At 64.1% G+C, this 15,439-nt stretch carries 16 protein-coding genes; 8 read left to right on the plus strand and 8 right to left on the minus strand.

Features of this window, described 5'->3' with window-relative positions:
* The first annotated feature begins 101 nt into the window (after positions 1–101).
* The 7 genes from FJ548_RS18565 (at position 102) to FJ548_RS18595 (ending at position 6,066) form a co-directional block, all read left to right on the plus strand.
* Positions 102–836, plus strand: a complete 735-nt coding sequence (locus FJ548_RS18565; protein WP_140607401.1) for a GntR family transcriptional regulator — start codon at positions 102–104, stop codon at positions 834–836.
* On the plus strand, positions 833–1,315 hold the full coding sequence (locus tag FJ548_RS18570) for a DUF3830 family protein (RefSeq protein WP_140696476.1): 483 nt from the start codon (positions 833–835) through the stop codon (positions 1,313–1,315). Before FJ548_RS18565 ends, FJ548_RS18570 begins: the two co-directional genes overlap by 4 nt.
* A gap of 1 nt (position 1,316) precedes the next feature.
* On the plus strand, positions 1,317–1,670 hold the full coding sequence (locus FJ548_RS18575) for a TIGR04076 family protein (RefSeq protein ID WP_140607399.1): 354 nt from the start codon (positions 1,317–1,319) through the stop codon (positions 1,668–1,670).
* Positions 1,667–2,722: an aldo/keto reductase gene (locus FJ548_RS18580; protein ID WP_140607398.1), complete on the plus strand. Its 1,056-nt coding sequence runs from the start codon at positions 1,667–1,669 to the stop codon at positions 2,720–2,722. The genes FJ548_RS18575 and FJ548_RS18580 overlap by 4 nt, the downstream gene beginning before the upstream one ends.
* A 4-nt stretch (positions 2,723–2,726) precedes the next feature.
* A complete protein-coding gene (locus FJ548_RS18585) occupies positions 2,727–3,149 on the plus strand; it encodes a DUF4440 domain-containing protein (RefSeq protein ID WP_140607397.1) in 423 nt (140 codons plus the stop codon).
* 48 nt (positions 3,150–3,197) lie between these two features.
* Positions 3,198–4,457, plus strand: coding sequence for an ABC transporter substrate-binding protein (locus tag FJ548_RS18590; protein WP_140607396.1), 1,260 nt, complete (start codon positions 3,198–3,200; stop codon positions 4,455–4,457).
* A 226-nt stretch (positions 4,458–4,683) separates the two neighbouring features.
* On the plus strand, positions 4,684–6,066 hold the full coding sequence (locus FJ548_RS18595; RefSeq protein WP_140607395.1) for an FAD-binding oxidoreductase: 1,383 nt from the start codon (positions 4,684–4,686) through the stop codon (positions 6,064–6,066).
* A 37-nt stretch (positions 6,067–6,103) separates the two neighbouring features.
* Here the strand turns inward: FJ548_RS18595 and FJ548_RS18600 are convergent, their stop codons facing one another.
* The 8 genes from FJ548_RS18600 to FJ548_RS18635 form a co-directional block, all read right to left on the minus strand.
* Positions 6,104–6,904, minus strand: a complete 801-nt coding sequence (locus FJ548_RS18600; RefSeq protein WP_140696479.1) for an ABC transporter permease — start codon at positions 6,902–6,904, stop codon at positions 6,104–6,106.
* Positions 6,901–7,773 carry an ABC transporter permease gene (locus FJ548_RS18605; RefSeq protein WP_140778623.1) on the minus strand — a complete coding sequence of 291 codons (873 nt, stop codon included), beginning with the start codon at positions 7,771–7,773 and terminating at the stop codon, positions 6,901–6,903. The genes FJ548_RS18600 and FJ548_RS18605 overlap by 4 nt, the downstream gene beginning before the upstream one ends.
* Entirely contained in the window at positions 7,770–8,873 is a 1,104-nt protein-coding gene (locus tag FJ548_RS18610) for an ABC transporter ATP-binding protein (RefSeq protein ID WP_140778624.1), read from the minus strand. The genes FJ548_RS18605 and FJ548_RS18610 overlap by 4 nt, the downstream gene beginning before the upstream one ends.
* Before the next feature lie 72 nt (positions 8,874–8,945).
* A complete protein-coding gene (locus tag FJ548_RS18615) occupies positions 8,946–9,971 on the minus strand; it encodes an ABC transporter substrate-binding protein (RefSeq protein ID WP_140778625.1) in 1,026 nt (341 codons plus the stop codon).
* A 52-nt stretch (positions 9,972–10,023) separates the two neighbouring features.
* Positions 10,024–11,022, minus strand: coding sequence for an AraD1 family protein (gene araD1 / locus FJ548_RS18620; protein ID WP_140778626.1), 999 nt, complete (start codon positions 11,020–11,022; stop codon positions 10,024–10,026).
* Positions 11,023–11,054: 32 nt separating this feature from the next.
* Positions 11,055–11,834 carry an SDR family oxidoreductase gene (locus FJ548_RS18625; protein ID WP_140778627.1) on the minus strand — a complete coding sequence of 260 codons (780 nt, stop codon included), beginning with the start codon at positions 11,832–11,834 and terminating at the stop codon, positions 11,055–11,057.
* Positions 11,835–11,845: 11 nt separating this feature from the next.
* Positions 11,846–13,573 (minus strand): IlvD/Edd family dehydratase, encoded by a 1,728-nt coding sequence (locus FJ548_RS18630; RefSeq protein WP_140778628.1) that lies wholly within the window; start codon positions 13,571–13,573, stop codon positions 11,846–11,848.
* Positions 13,570–14,361, minus strand: a complete 792-nt coding sequence (locus FJ548_RS18635) for a FadR/GntR family transcriptional regulator (protein WP_181168836.1) — start codon at positions 14,359–14,361, stop codon at positions 13,570–13,572. The genes FJ548_RS18630 and FJ548_RS18635 overlap by 4 nt, the downstream gene beginning before the upstream one ends.
* Positions 14,362–14,421: 60 nt before the next feature.
* On the opposite strand from FJ548_RS18635, the gene FJ548_RS18640 reads away from it, so the two are divergent.
* Positions 14,422–15,336 carry an aldose 1-epimerase gene (locus FJ548_RS18640; protein WP_140778629.1) on the plus strand — a complete coding sequence of 305 codons (915 nt, stop codon included), beginning with the start codon at positions 14,422–14,424 and terminating at the stop codon, positions 15,334–15,336.
* The last annotated feature ends 103 nt before the right edge of the window (positions 15,337–15,439 follow it).

Below are 15,439 nucleotides of genomic sequence, written 5' to 3' on the forward strand. Positions count from 1 at the left end.
CGCCGTCTCCTGATTTTTGATTTGTGATCACGCTTGCTTTGATCACGATATTCGGCTTTAATTTCCTCCGCAAGCCGAAAACGGGCCGAGAACGGAATTCCATGCAAAAGGCTGCCGTCGAAAAGAACAACGAGGCGATCGCGGCCCAGCTTGCGCCGGTCGGCCGCGAGACCGTGCAGGATCGCGTCTATTCCGAATTGCGCCGCGCCTTGATCGGCGGCCTGTTCGAACCGAGCCAGGTGCTGACCATCCGTGGGCTTGCCGATGCGCTGGTTACCTCGACCATGCCGGTGCGCGAGGCGCTCGGACGGCTGATCACGGAGAAGGCGCTGGAGGCGTTGCCCAATCGTTCGGTGCGTGTGCCGCCAATCACGCTCGATCGCCTCGATGATCTCCTGCGGGCTCGCATCCTGATCGAGGGCGAGGCGATCGCGCTGGCCGCCGCCCGCATGGGTCCGCGCCAGATCGCCACCATCGAAACCATTCTGGCCGAATGGGACGAAATGCGGGCGCTGAAGCACAAGAAGGATGTCGACCGCGAAGTGACACTCAACCAGAGCTTTCACTTCGAGATTTACCGCTCCTGCGGCTCGGCCGTGCTGATCCCGATGATCGAGAGCCTGTGGCTGCAATCGGGGCCATGCATCCGCGTCGCCATCTATGCCTTCTCGGAAGCCGGCGAGGTCGACACCGCGCAGTATCACCGCCGCATTGTCGAGGCGCTGGCCACGCAGGACGCACAGGCGGCGCGCGCCTCGCTGGTCGCCGACATCAGCCGGCCCTTCACCTTCCTGCGCAGCAAGCTGCAATCCGCGGCTGGGAAAGATCAGACATGACCTCCATCCGGATCACCGAACCACACTCGAAGCTTTCCGTCACGGCTGTGCTGCTGCCAGTGAAGGCGCCGGAAAACGCAGACTTCCTCACAGCGTATCTCGCCGCGCCACGCGTCGTCCCAGGCATCCATGCGATGTGGACCGGACCTGAGATTTCCTGTCCGGTTCCATCAGCCGATCTCGAGGGGCAGGCCTATGCCCGACCGCTGCCGGCGGAGAACGCCACCCTGACGCCGCAGCCCGGAGATATCGTGCTGTCCTACGTGCCGCCGCGCATGTGGGGCGGCAATCCCAATGCGATCTTCGACATCGGCCTGTTCTATGGGCAAGGGGCGCGGCTTCTGTTCCCGATCGGCTGGCTGGCCGGCAGCGTGGTGGCACAGGTGGTTGCCGAGGAGCGCGAACAGTTCGCAGCCGCCTGCGGCGTCATCCGCCGCACCGGCGCCTGCGATATCACTTTCAGCCTGATGGGGGCCTGACATGGCTGACGACAGTTTCGAACTCTTCGATCTTCGCGTCGAGGCGGTCATCCCCGAAGGCAAGCCGATCTATTGCGGCGCCAAGGCCGGCGACTATTTCGAACTCAAGGGCGAGATGCTGTCGATGCCGGCCGGACAAGGCTTTTCGATCTATTCGCTCGCTGCCGTGCTGCCGCTGCTTGCGGCAAAGCAGCGCCCGACCCACGCCAATGACTGGATGACCTCGGACGCCGAGATCGCCTGTCCCGATCCCAATTGCGCCAGCAGGCTGCGGATCGTCAGGCTGGCCAAGCGGCGGTTCAGCCATGCCGAAACCACGGCCGTGCCGCTGCCGAAGGAGAATGAACAGAGATGAGTGCCAAGACCTTCGAACTCGGCCCCGGCTACGCGATCTCGCGCGTCATCCGCGGTGGCTGGCAACTCGCCGGCGGTCACGGCGCCATCGACCGCAGCCAGGCGGTGACCGACCTGATCGCCACTTTCGATGCCGGTATCTGGACCTATGACTGCGCCGACATCTACACCGGCGTCGAGGAACTGATCGGCGCCGCGCGCCTGCGGCTTGCCAATGAGCGCGGCCTCGATGCGGCGGCCAGGATGAAGGTGCATACCAAGCTGGTGCCAGATCTGGAACGGCTGGCCGGCATCAGCCGCGACTATATCAGGGGCATCGTTGATCAGTCGCTTCGCAGGCTGAAGACCGAGCGGCTCGATCTCGTGCAGTTCCACTGGTGGGACTATGCGCAGCCTCGCTATGTCGAGGCGATGGGCTGGCTCGACGAGCTTCGGCGCGAAGGCAAGGTGCGCAATCTCGGCACCACCAATTTCGACACGCCCCGGCTCGCCGAAATCCTGGCCGCCGGCATCCCGCTGGTCAGCCAGCAGCTGCAATATTCGGTGCTCGACCAGCGGCCTGCGCACAGCCTCGCCGCACTTGCGAAGACAAACGGCGTCAGCTTCCTCTGTTACGGCTCGGTGGCGGGCGGCTTCCTCAGCGACAGATGGCTCGATGTGGCCGAACCCGCGACGCCGCTCGAAAACCGGTCGCTGGTCAAATACAAGCTGATCATCGATGATTTCGGCGGCTGGGACCTGTTCCAGCAACTGCTTCAGGCGTTGAAGATCGTAGGCGATCGTCACTGCGTCGACATTGCCACCATCGCCAGCGCCTGGGTGCTGGAGCAGCCGCAAGTGGCCGCCGTCATCGTCGGTGCCCGCAACCAGGCGCACGCGCTGGCCAACGCCAAGATCATGGATATCGAACTCGATGCCGATGACCGCGCGCGGATTGCTGCCGTCATAGCGCAGGGTGCCGGTCTTGAGGGCGACGTCTACACACTGGAGCGTGACCGCAATGGCCGCCACGGCTCGATCATGCACTATAATCTCAACGCGGGCCGGGTGTGAAACGATGGACGACAGGCTGTTTTCGCAGGCCAGCGCCGAAGTCATCGACCTGCACCGCTTCTTCACCGACTGGTTCGTCGCCGCGCGCGCCGACAAAGTGGATTTCGGCCGCTTCGAAGCCGTCATGGGCGAAGGCCTGACCATGATCGCACCAGGCGGTCAGATACTCGATCGTGACGCCGTGGTTGACCACGTCCGCTCCAGCCGCGCCACATGCGACGACGGCTTCGCCATCTCGATCGAGGACATCAAGCCCGGCTGGCAGGGCGGCGATACGATCGTCGTCCTCTATGTCGAGGCGCAGTTGCGCGGCGGCAAGCATAGCCGCCGCCAGTCGAGTGCCGTTTTCACCACCAGTTCATCGGCGCCCAATGGCGTCCAATGGCGGCATCTGCATGAAACCTGGCTGCAGGTGCCGGAACACTGACACTTTCCAGACGTCAAACCAGTTCGTATAAACTCAAGGGGAACAACAATGAGAAAGACGATACTCCAACTCACCACCGCGCTCGCTCTTGTCACGATTGCCGGTGCCGCGCAGGCCGCCGACTGCAAGATCACCGTCGGTCTCGTCATGGAACTGACCGGTCCCGCCGGCGAATACGGCCAGGCCGGCGCCAAGTCTGTCGAAATGGCCTTCCGCGACATCAATGACGCCGGTGGCGTGCGCGGCTGCGATCTCGTCACCGACACGCGCGACAGCCAGAGCCAGGGCAACATCGCCGTCGATGCCGCGACCCAGTTGGTTCAGGTCAAGAAGGTGCCGGTCATCATCGGCGGCATCATCTCTTCGGTGTCGATCCCGATCCTGACCTCGGTGACCGCGCCGGCCAAGATCGTCCAGGTCTCGCCGGCGTCGTCCTCGCCGACGCTGACCGCGCTCGGCCGCGAGGGCAAGACCAACGGCATCTTCTTCCGCACCATCACCTCGGACGCGCTGCAGGGCGTGGCCGCGGCCAAATACGCCATCGACAGGGGCTTCAAGAAGCTGGCGATCATTCACGTCAACAACGATTTCGGCGTCAACATGGTGGCCGAATTCTCGCGCGCCTATAAAGCGCTCGGCGGCACCATCGTCTCCGACACGCCTTACAACGAGAAGCAGTCGAGCTATGCTTCCGAGGTCACGGCGGCGATGGGAGGCGAGCCGGACGGACTCTATCTGGTCAGCACGCCGGTCGATGGCGCCACCATCGCCCGCACCTGGATTTCGCAGGGCGGCGTACAGAAATTCCTGCTCAATGATGGCATGAACAGCCCTGACTTCATCGAATCGGTCGGCGCCGATTACCTGAAGGACGCCTATGGCACGTCGTCCGGCACCAGCCCGACCGCATCGACCGAGTATTTCACCAAGAACTACAAGGCGTTCTCCGGCATCGAGCCATCGAACCCGGCGGCCGACCGTTCCTATGATGCCGGCGCCATCGTCGGGCTGGCCATTGCCATAGCCGGCTCCGAGGATCCGGCCAAGATCAGGGATGCCATGTACAAGGCGGTCGACCCCGCCGGCACGCCGATCTTCGCCGGCAAGGAGGAATTCGCCAAGGCGCTCGGCCTGATCAAGGACGGCAAGCCGATCCGCTATGAAGGCGTCATCGGTCCGGTCGCCTTCGACAAATTCGGCGACATCACCGGTCCGTTCCGGCTGTGGAGGATTGTCGACGGCAAAGTGACCACCGACGGTGAAATGACCACCGACGATGTTAACGCCTTGCAGGCCAAGCTGCAGTAAGCAGATAACATCCTACCAGCATCGATCTCGTCTCTTCGAGATTGATGCCGGTAGGAGGTTTCGTCCCGTCGCTTGCGGACAAGCCGATATCGCTTGCATGGCGGGCGATGACGAATAAGGTCGGTCGGCCGAAGTTGAAGGGTGGCGAGCGTGTTGAACAAGGATCATCATCGGACCATCCTGCTGCTAGAGACGACCTCTCTCGCCGCACGGACGCCTGAGCTCGATGTCGCCTGAAACGGAACGACTTCTGTCCGCCCTTGGCGATCGGCTGGGCGCGGGCGGCGTGCTCGCTGGCTCCGAGGTGGACCAGCGCTATCGCGACGATCCCGACGGCAAGCTTGGCGTCCTTCCCGAAGTAGTGCTGCGCCCACGCGATACCGTTGGTGTCGCGGCAGCACTTGCCGGATGCAACGCTGTCGGCCAGCCGGTCGTCGTCCATGGCGGACGCACCGGGCTGGCTGGTGGCGCGCGCGTCCAGCCCGGCGAGATCGTGCTGTCGCTGGAGCGCATGACCGGCCTTGCCGCTCCGGACGTTCAGGCCGCCAGCATCGTCGCCGAAGCGGGCGCGACGCTGCAGGTGGTGCAGGAGGCAGCCGATGGCGCCGGATTGATGTTCGGCGTCGACATCGGCGCGCGGGGTTCGGCCACTGTCGGCGGCAATATCGCGACCAATGCCGGCGGCATCCGCGTGCTGCGCTATGGCATGTACCGGGCGCAGGTACTAGGGCTTGAGGCCGTGCTCGCCGACGGCAGTGTCCTGACCTCGCTCAAGGGCCTGCCCAAGGATAATTCCGGCTACGACCTCGGCCAGCTCTTCATCGGCGCGGAAGGCACGCTTGGCGTCGTCACCCGCGCCGCGCTCAGGCTGCATCCCAAGCCGGCATCCGAGGTGAACGCTTTCTGCGCGCTGCCTTCGCTCGATGCGGCGATCGCGTTGCTTGGGCTGCTGCGGCAAAAGCTTGGGCCGCTACTTTCCGCTTATGAGGTCAACTTCGCGCCGCTTTATGACGTCATGGTCGGCAGCATGGCCATGCCGGCACCATTGCCGACCGGCTCACCGGTCTATGTGCTGGCCGAGATCCAGGGCAGCGAGCCCGAACGCGACGGCGGGCGCTTCGCCGAGGTTCTGATGCAGGCGGTCGAGGACGGCGTGGTCGACGATGTGGTCGTCTCGCAATCGCCGCGCGAATTCCGTGCGCTCTGGGACGTGCGGGAGGACGCCAATCGTGTCCTGTTTTCGATCAAAGGCCTGATCGGCGTCGACATCAGCATCCCGTTGGCGCGCATGGGCGCCTTTCTGCGGGAAGCGGACGCCGCCATCCATGCCGTCGATCCCAGCGCCGACATCTATGTCTTCGGCCATCTCGGCGACGGCAACCTGCACTATCAGGTCCTGACGGCGGACCCGGCGGCGGCATATGGCATCATCTATCGCGGCGTGGCGGCGGCGGGAGGCGGCGTTTCGGCCGAGCACGGCATCGGCCTCGACAAGAAGCAGTGGCTGCATCTGGTGCGCGGCGAGGCCGAAATCGCCACGATGCGGCGGCTGAAGACAGCGCTGGACCCGAAGAACATCCTCAATCCGGGACGGATCTTCGATCTTTAACCCGACTGCCTTACCGCGATGACAGGTGCTCGGTAACTCAGGCCCGTTCCGTCGCCATCTGCCTGGGGATCAGAAAACGGGCGGCGAGTACGCAGAGCAGCACGGTGAACATCAGGATCAGCGCCACCAGCGCATTGATGTCGGGCGAGAAGCCAAGCCGCATCATCGCCCACAGCCTGACCGGCAGCGTGCTTTGCGTGCCGGTGACCAGAATGGTGATCATCGTTTCGTCGAACGACAGGGCGAAGGCAAGGATGGCGCCGCCGACCATGGCGCTCGACAGGTTCGGCAGGATGACGCGCCAGAAAGTCTGCCAGCCGGTGGCGCCGAGATCGAAGGACGCTTCGACCAGCGTGCGGCTCATCGACTGCAGCCGCATCAGCACGGTGCGATAGACGATCGCCAGCACAAAGACGGTATGCCCGATGATGACCGTCAGCAGCGAGCGTTCGAGGCCGATCTCGCGGAAGAAGATCAGCAGCGCCAGGCCGCTGATGATCGGCGGCATCAGGAACGGCAGGAAGATGATGAACTGCAGCACCGAACGTCCTGAGCGGCGGCCGTGATAGTAGAGCGCCAGCAGCGTCCCACTGACCACCGAGAGCACGACGGTGCACAGGCCGACGACCAGCGTGGTGCGCAGGGCGGCCAGTATGTCGTGGTTTCCTGCCAGCGTCCGATAGGTAGAAAGCGTCGGCGACGACCAGTCGACATCGCCATGCGAGATGGTGAAGAACGACGATACGATCGGCACGAATAGCGGGCTGTAGAGCAGCACGGCGACCAACGTCGTGATCGCGGCCAGGAAGAGGGTGGAAGGCCGGGGCAGGGCGCTCATATCGAGGTCCCCCGGCTGCGTCCGAACCGTTCGCCGATGAGGATTGCGCAGATCACCACGATCGCAAGCGCCACCGACAGCGCCGCGCCGAACGGCCAATTATAGGCGGTGCCGAACTGGCTATAGAGGATGCGGCCGAAGGTGAAGCCGCTGATGCCGCCGACCATCTGCGGCGTCAGGAAATCGCCGATCGCCAGCACGAAGACGAAGCTCGCCGCCGAGGCGACACCGGGCAGGCTGAGCGGCAAGGTGATGCGCAGGAACGTCTGCAAGCCGCTCGCGCCAAGGTCGTCCGAGGCGCGCAGCAAGGTCTGCGGGATCCGTTCCAGCGACAGGAAGATCGGCAGGATGGCGAAGGGGATCAAAAGCAGGCTCAGCGTCAAAAGAATGGCGTTCATGTTGAACACGAAAAGCGTCGACGGCTGCTCAAGGATGCCGAGCGCCACCAGCGCCTTGTTGAGGAAGCCGTTGAGGCCAAGGATGCTGCGGATCGCATAGATCTTGATGACGTAGCTCATCAAGAGCGGCACCAGGAGCAGCATCAGCAAGGCATAGCGCCACCGCCCTTTCAGGGTCGTCAGGAAATAGGCGGCGGGATAGGCGAGCAGGATGCAGATGATGGCCACCGAAACACACAGCACGATGGTGTTCCAGAACACCGGCAGAAAGATCGGGTCGCTGAAGAACCTGACATAGTTGCCAAGTGTAGGCGCGTAGACGATCGTGCCCTGGTCGACGCTGAAGAAACTGTAGATCAGGAAGATCGCCAGCGGCACGAGGACAAAGATCACCGGCAGGGCAAAAGCCAGCACCGTCACCAGCAGCGACAGGTGCCCTTGCTCAGTGTGTGTCGAGCCGGCCTTGCTCATGCCAGCACCAGATGGGCTTCATGCGGCGCGAAGGAGAGCGAGACCGTCTCGCCGGATTTCAGCGCGCTGCCGTCGATCCGGCTCGGCATGCGCAGCCGCAGGCGTTGCGTGGCATTGTCCGTCCCCGCCATGACCGTGGCGACCGTCGACGAGCCGGCGAAGGCCAGATCGGCGATCGTGCCGGAAAGGTGGTTGTCGCCGTCGGCGCAATCGGCAATGCGCAAGGCCTCGGGACGGAACGCCGCGAAGGCGCTGGCGCCATCCGGCGCGGCCTTCAGATGCGGCTGGCCGCTGATCGAGCAGACCAGGCGCCCAAGTGCCGTCTCGATCGGCCGCTGCTCGCCCTGCACCGGCCCGAGCTTTCCGGCGACCAGATTGTTCTCGCCGAAGAAGCGCGCCACGAACTCGCAGTTCGGCTTGTAGTAAAGCTCGTGCGGTGTGCCGAGCTGGCGGATATGGCCAGCCTGCATGACGCAGATCCGGTCGGCCATGCCGATGGCTTCCTCCTGGTCATGGGTGACGAACAGGAAGGTGGTCTTGATCTCGCGCTGGATGGATTTCAGGAATTCCTGCATCTGCCGGCGCAACTCGAGGTCGAGCGCGGCGAGCGGCTCGTCGAGCAGGATCAGGCGCGGCTGGCAGATCAGCGCCCGGGCGAGCGCCACGCGCTGGCGCTGGCCTCCGGAAAGCTGTGCTGGAAATCGATCGGCGAAACGTCCGAGCTGCACCAGCTCTAAGGCTTCCGCGACACGGCGTGCGATCTCCTTGCGCTGAATATGGCGCACCGAAAGCCCGTAGCCGACATTGCCGGAAACGGTCATATGCGGGAACAGTGCATAATCCTGGAACACCGTATTGAACGGCCGCCGGTTGATCGGCATGCGGCTGATGTCCTGGCCCTCAAGGTGGATCTCGCCAGCCGTCAGCGGCTCCAGCCCGCCGATCAGCCGCAGGACCGTGGTCTTGCCCGAGCCCGACGGTCCAAGGACGGTGAGGAACTCACCGTCCCGGATCGACAGGTCGATGTCGTGCAGCACGGGCACCGGGCCGTAGGATTTCGAGACGGACCGCAGCGTCAGCAGGTCGGTGTTCTGGTTCATGAAATGCTCTCGCTTACGCTGCGGCGGTCCGGAACGTCCGAACCGCCGGGTCTTGAAGGTGGGGCAGCGAAATCAGGGCGTTGCCTTTACCTCGTTCCACATGTCCGAACGCTTGAGCGGATCCTCGACATTGTTGAGCCAGACCAGCTTGTCGTTGCCGCCGGCGCTGCTGGTTTCCGTCACCGTGTTGCCGAAGCCGGTGCGCTCCGATAGCTCGCCGCCGACCTTCTTGCTCAGCATGAAATCGATCCACTTCTCGGCCGCCGCATTGTCGCGGACACCTTTGGAGATCACCCAGTTGTCGAGCCAGGCGAGCGCGCCTTCGCTCGGATTGACGTAGGCGACATGGGCGCCGATCTTCTGTAGCGCCTTGACCTGCTGCTGGCCGTAATTGGCCCAGATCAGCGCGACGTCGTTGTTCTGGTAGATCTGCTGCGCCTCGTCGGCGGTGGTGTAGAAGCTCAGCACATTGCGCTTGAGCTCGACCAGCTTGGCCTTGACCGCCGCCATCTGCTCGGCGCTCAGGTTGAACGGATCCTTGTAGCCGAGCGTCAGCGCTGTGAACGAGAAATTGTGCTCGCCATTGTCGTAGGCGAGGATCTTGCCCTTATAGGCCGGATCCCACAGCACCGACATCGAGGTCGGCGCCGGCTTGACCTTGTCGGTGTCGTAGATCAGCCCGATGGAGTCGAAACAGAACGGGATGCCGTAGACCTTGCCGTCCTTGGTGACGCCGCTCACCGTGCTCAGGTCACGGAAACGCGGCAGCACCTCCTTCTGGTTGGGCAGCTTGGTCACGTCGATCGGCGAGACCAGGTCGGCCTTGATGTAGCGCTGCAACTGGGCGGTGTTGACGGCGAAGACGTCGAAGTCCTGCCCTTCGCTCCCCTTGATCTTGGCCCAGATCTCGTCGTCGCTGCCGATGAACACAACATCGACGCCAATGCCGGTCTTGGCGGTGAAGTCCTTGACCCAGTCGGCATCCGCGTAGCCGTCCCAGGCCAGCACCCGCAGGTTCGCGGCCAGTGCCGCCGATGTCATCAGGCCGATGCCGAGCCCGATCGTCGCCATCTTCAGAAACAGTTTTTTCAGTCCCATTTTTAATCTCCCATTTTCGTTCTGGTGGACCGTATGCTCCGGACTTTTGCCGTCACAGCTGGGTGACGGTAATCAGTCCCTCGTCCGGCACCGAAACCATCCGGTTGCGCAGTGGCTTGCCGAATGTCGGTGCCTGGATTTCATACTCGTCGCCGGGAGCCGTCTGGACGCCGGAGGCGTAGCTCATCACCGCCGCGCCGAAGAAATAGGCGTGCAGGTCGCCTGGCCGGCGATGCATCGGGTAGCGGAAATGGTAGTGTTCGAGATTGGCGATCGAGTGCGACATGTGTGCCTCGCCCGACAGGAACTCTTGTTCCCAGATGACCGCGCCATTGCGCGTGATGCGGGAATGGCCGCGCACTTCTTCCGGCAGATCACCGATCAGCAGTTCCGGGCCGATCGAGCAGGAACGGAGCTTGGAATGGGCGAGATAAAGGTAGTTCTCGCCCTCCGTCACGTGGTCGGAATATTCGTTTCCGAGCGCATAGCCGAGGCGATAGGGATGGCCGTCCGGTCCGTTGAGATAAAGCCCGACGATCTCGGCTTCCTCGGCCCCGGCCTTTGCGAATGCCGGCATCGGCAGCGGCGCGCCGGGCGGCACGACGCAGGTGCCGACGCCCTTGAAGAACCATTCGGGCTGGATGCCGATCTGTCCGGCGGCTGGCTTGCCTCCCTCCAATCCCATGCGAAAGATCTTCAGGGAATCGGATTCCGCGGCACCTTCGCCATGGGTTAGCACATGCATCTGGTTGCGCGCGGCCGCACTTCCGGTGTGGGTCAGGCCGGTGCCGGTGACCAGGAAACGCGCCGGTTCCGGATGATCGACCGGAGCCAGCACGCTGCCTCCATTCAACAGTTGGTCGTAGTCGACCTGTTCCGCCGTCGTGCGCTCCTCGACGAGCGCTGCGATGGACACGCCACGCGCGATCGCGGCTTCCGCCAGTTCCAGGACGGTGGTTGTTCCCTTGAGCGGATGCAGGTGGTCGCCATCCTTGGAGACGCGGCCGACGCGCCGGCTTCCATCGGGCATTTTGAACTGAACAAGACGCATGAGATTCCCTTCCTCTTTCGGGGCTGTCCGGGTCACACCCAGCCCCCATCGACGATGAACTGCTGGCTTGTGCACATGCGGCTGTCGTCGGCGGCGAGGAACAGCGCCATGCGCGCGATATCGGACGGCTGCAGCCTGTCGGGCAGGCATTGCCTTTCCTCGATCTGGCGTTCGCCGGCCGGGTTCAGCCACAGGCGCATCTGGCGCTCGGTCATCACCCAGCCGGGCACCATGCAATTGACGCGGATGCGCTCGGGGCCGAGTTCGCGGGCCAGCGCCCGCGTCATGCCGTAGACCGCGGCTTTCGCGGTGACATAGGCCGGGCAATCGGGATCGCCGACCATCCAGGTGATGGAGCCGAAATTGATGATCGAGCCGCCGCCCTGCGCGCTCATCTGTGGCCTCACGGCCTGGGCCGCGAAGAACTGGTGGCGCAGATTGACCGCCATGCGGTCGTCCCAATAGGCTGGTGTCACGTCCTTGGTCTGGTGGCGGTCGTCATTGCCGGCATTGTTGCACAGCGCCTGGATCGGGCCGTTTTGTGCAGCCGCCTGCGCCGTGGCTGCCTGCAGTTCCTCGACATTGCGCAAGTCGCAGGGAATGAACAGCGGCGCCGTATGCCCCTCGGCCGCGATCGCCTCGACCAGGCGCCGTGAAGGCTCCTCCGCCAGGTCGACAAAGGCGACGCGGCTGCCTTGCGCGCAGAAATGGCGCACCAGGCTTTCGCCGATGCCGCTGCCGCCGCCGGTTATGAACACGCTGCGGTCCCTGAGGCTGGGGTAGGTCGCGTAGCCGTCGATCTGATCCGTCATCGCGTGCCTCTCTAATGGGAATGCCGGGGAATGCCGGCGTCACGCCGACCGACGAGGAAGTCGAAGTCGCAACCCTTGTCGGCCTGCAGCACGCGCTCGACATAGAGGCTCTGATAGCCGCCTTGGGGCGGTGCCGGCGGCTTCCAGTCGCGGCGGCGGATCGCCAGTTCCTCTTCCGATACAAGCAACTCCAACCGGCGGCCGGCGACATCGAGCTCGATGAGATCGCCGTCGCGAACCAGGGCAAGCGCGCCGCCCGCCGCGGCCTCCGGCGCCACATGCAGTATGACGGTGCCGTAGGCGGTGCCGCTCATGCGCGCGTCCGAGATGCGCACCATATCGGAGACGCCCTGCTTGAGCAGCTTGGCTGGCAGCGGCATGTTGCCGACTTCGGCCATTCCGGGATAACCGCGCGGTCCGCAGTTCTTCAGCACCATCACCGACGAGGCGTCGATATCCAGATCCGGATCGTCGATGCGGGCGTAGTAATGTTCGATGTTTTCGAAGACGACCGCCTTGCCGCGATGCTGCATCAGTTCGGGCGTTGCGGCCGACGGCTTGATGACCGCCCCATTGGGCGCCAGATTGCCGCGCAGGATCGAGATGCCGCCTTCCTTGGTCAGCGGCTCGCTCAGCGGCCGGATGACCTCGCTATTGTAGTTGGGCGCCCCGTCGATCAGTTCACCGATCGTCTTGTCGCTGACGGTCATGGAGTCACGATGAAGAAGCCCCACTTCATCAAGCGACGCCATGACCGCAGCTAGCCCCCCGGCATAGTAGAAATCTTCCATCAGGAACCGGCCCGACGGCATCAGGTCGACAATGGTTGGAACGTCGCGGCCAAGGCGGTCCCAGTCATCGAGGCCGAGATCGACACCGACCCGGTTGGCGATGGCGATCAGGTGCAGAACCGCGTTGGTCGAACCGCCGATGGCGCCATTGACACGGATGGCATTCTCGAAGGCTTGCCTGGTGAGGATCTGCGAAATCGTCACGTCGCGGCGGACCAGATCGACGATCTGGCGCCCGGCCAGTTGGGCAAGCACCCCACGGCGCGAATCCACCGCCGGAATCGCGGCATTGTCCGGCATGCCGATGCCGAGCGCCTCCACCATGCTGGCCATGGTCGACGCCGTGCCCATCGTCATGCAGCTGCCCGCCGACCGGCTCTGGCCCTGCTCGGCGGCGAGGAAATCGGCGACCTGCATGCGGCCCGCCTTCACATCCTCGGCGAATTTCCAGACATGGGTGCCCGAGCCGATATCCTGCCCGCGGAACTTTCCGTTGAGCATCGGCCCGCCGGAGACCGCGATGGTCGGCAGGTTGCACGAGGCGGCACCCATCAGCAGCGCCGGCGTGGTCTTGTCGCAGCCGACAAGCAGGATCACGCCGTCGATCGGATTGCCGCGGATGGATTCCTCGACATCCATGCTGACCAGATTGCGAAACAGCATGGCGGTGGGGCGCATATTGCTTTCGCCCAGCGACATCACCGGAAACTCCAGCGGCAGGCCGCCGGCTTCATAGACGCCGCGCTTGACGTGGTCGGCCAGCGCCCGCAAGTGGGCATTGCAGGGGGTCAGTTCCGACCAGGTGTTGCAGATGCCGATCACCGGGCGGCCGTCAAAGGCATCGGCGGGGATGCCCTGGTTCTTCATCCAGCTGCGGTGCATGAAGGCGTTCTTGCCTTCGCCGCCGAACCAGGCCTCGGACCGCAGTTTGCGTTTGGTCTCGGTCACGATTGCTGGCCCCGATCGTTGCGGCGTTTGTTGCGGTTCTCGACGCTGCGGCGCACGTCGTCTTCGGCATTGTCTATGAGCACCAGCAGTGCCTTTTGCGCGCCGGGTGCGTCACCGGCGGCGATCTTCTCGGCCACCTCCCGATGCAGCGGCAAGGAATGGCGCTGCCCTTCCGGATTGTCGTTGGAGAGGCGAAAGCTCATCACTAGAGCGGTTTCGACCAGCGCCGCCAGCGAGCCGATCAGCTCATTGCCGGTCATGCGCAGGATCGTCTGGTGGAACACCAGGTCGGGCTTGGCGAAGCGGTCCCCATCGTCGCTGAGCGCCTCCATTTCGGCCAGAGCGGCATGGATCTCGGCGATCTGCGCCGGCGTGGCGCGCTGGGCGGCAAGGGCGGCAGACATTGGTTCGATGGCGCGGCGCAGCTCGAACAGGGCACGGACGTCCTCGGTGCTGACGCCGCCGGCGTAGCGCCACGACAGAACGTCCGGATCGAGGAAGTTCCAGTCGGAGCGGGGACGCACACGAGTGCCGGTCTTTGGCCGCGATTCGACGAGGCCTTTGCCCGCCAGCACCTTGATCGCCTCGCGCAATACCGTGCGGCTGACGCCTAGCATCTCGCTGGAATCGTCAGCATTGGGCAGGGCCTCGCCAGGCAGGAAGTCGCCCTGCACGATGCGCAAGCCGATCTGCTCGACCACGGTTGCGTGCAGCGCGGTGGAGCCGCTGGAGACCGCCACCGCGACCCTCGACGTGCGCGCGGCGCTGAAGGATTTTCTATTCTTCATACTATTCATATGATATGTTTTAAAGGGATGGCGACGGGAGTCAAGGGAGGGGAAATGGCGATGGCAAAGAATTCCACGGCGCGGCACGCGGAGCTGGTCTTGATCAGCGACGGCCTGGCGACGGCAGAGATTGCTCCGGCCACCGGCGGCGCGCTGGCGTCGTATCGCTGGTGGCGAAATGACGCTGCCGTGGATTGGCTACGCCCGGCGGATCCGGCGGCGATCGATCGCCGCGATGCGGGCGCCATGGCCTGCTTTCCGCTCGTGCCCTACTCCAACCGCATAAGGGGCGGCCGCTTCGAATTCGCCGGACGCATCGTTGAGCTGCCGACGGCCCCTGACGATCCGCATCATGAGCATGGCCATGGCTGGCGCAGGCCATGGACTGTCGCGCGGCACGAAGCTGGCGCGGTTGTCTTGCGCTATCGCCACACCGCCGATTCCTGGCCATGGAGCTATGAGGCCGAGCAGGAAATCTTGCTGGCCGACGGCAGGCTTTGCGTGACCGTCACGGTGCGCAATCTGTCGGATGCACCGATGCCGCTCGGCTTCGGGCTCCATCCCTATTTCCCGTCGACGCCGTGGACGCACGTCCAGGCGCCGGTGTCCGGCATGTGGGAAACGGATGCGGAGGTCTTGCCAACGCGCCACGTCCTGCCGCCGGCGGGGGCCGATCCATCCACTGGCTTTGACGTGTCGGAGGTTGACTTCGACACGGTCTTCACCGGATGGACCCGCCGCGCCCGGATCTCCTGGCCGGAGCAGGGACGGCAACTGGACATCGAGGCCGAGGCGCCGCTCGATTTCCTTGTCCTCTATACGCCGCCGGGCGAGCCGTATTTTTGCGCCGAGCCGGTCAGCAACATCACCGATGCCTTCAACCGGCCAGGCGGCGAGGAGACCGGCCGCATCGTGCTGGCGCCCGGCCAGATGCGATCCGCCAGCGTTCGCTTCACGCCCTCACTGGCTATTTGACGCTCGGTAGCTCAAGGCGGGGCCGGGTCAGAACGGATAATGCTGGCCCGGATCCTCGATCGTCACCCAGCGCAGGTCGGTGAATTCGGCGATCGAGGCCTTG

Origin of the sequence: Mesorhizobium sp. B2-4-17 (assembly GCF_006441275.1) — a bacterium.
GTDB lineage: Bacteria > Pseudomonadota > Alphaproteobacteria > Rhizobiales > Rhizobiaceae > Mesorhizobium.